This is a genomic window from Neoroseomonas rubea, from assembly GCF_016106015.1.
Lineage (GTDB): Bacteria > Pseudomonadota > Alphaproteobacteria > Acetobacterales > Acetobacteraceae > Neoroseomonas > Neoroseomonas rubea.
This window is the reverse complement of record NZ_JACADQ010000697.1, coordinates 1-779: the sequence shown is the minus strand read 5'-3', so window position 1 is coordinate 779 and position 779 is coordinate 1. Positions and strand designations below refer to the sequence as shown.

The following is a 779-nucleotide window of genomic DNA, read 5'->3' as shown; positions in this document are numbered from 1 at the left end:
GCCGCGCCGGCGCGCATCGCCATCCCCGCGGCCCCCGACCTGCACCTGGACGAGGCGCCGGCACGCGCCGCCTGGGCCGCCGCCCGCGCCCTGCTGCCGGGGGCCGAGGAAGCGCGCATCACGCCGCTGCTCGACACTGCCGCGCTGCTCTATGACGGACCCTGGGTGGCCGAACGCGCCGCCGCCTTCGGCGATTTCGCCGCCGCCCATCCCGGCGCGCTCCATTCGGTGACGCAGGCGATCATCGCGGGGGCAGCGCGCTTTTCGGCCGTGGATGCCTTCCGCGGGATGTACCGGCTGGCCGAGCATCGTCGCGCGGCGGAGGATTTCTTCGCGCGCTTCGACGTCCTGGTCGTGCCCTCGGTGCCCTGCTTTCCGACGCTCGCGGCGCTGGCGGCCGACCCCTTCGGGCCGAACGCCCGGCTCGGCACCTACACCAATTTCGTGAACCTGCTCGACCTCGCCGCGCTGGCGGTGCCGGGCCCGGCGCGGCCGGACGGGCTGCCGGCCGGCATCACGCTGATCGGCCCGCGCGGCAGCGATGCCGCGCTCGCCGCGCTCGGGAAGGTCTTCGCCGCGCGCGTCGCGGCGGCAGGAAAGGCGGACGCCGCATGATCGAGATCGCCGTCGTCGGCGCGCACCTGACAGGGCTCGCGCTGAACCATGAACTGCTTGGCCGCGGCGGCGTCTTCGCCCGCGCGGTCGGCACGCGCCCCTGCTACCGCCTGTTCGCGCTGGCCGGCGGGCCGCCGCGCCGGCCGGGCCTGCTGCGCGTCGCG

At 76.4% G+C, this 779-nt stretch carries 2 protein-coding genes; both read left to right on the top strand.

The window, feature by feature from the left end; translation table 11 throughout:
* Positions 1–615: amidase family protein (locus tag HW577_RS25910; RefSeq protein ID WP_269769602.1), on the top strand; the 615-nt coding region annotated here is incomplete at its 5' end.
* Positions 612–779: allophanate hydrolase-related protein (locus HW577_RS27165; RefSeq protein WP_419956614.1), on the top strand; the 168-nt coding region annotated here is incomplete at its 3' end. The genes HW577_RS25910 and HW577_RS27165, both read left to right, overlap by 4 nt.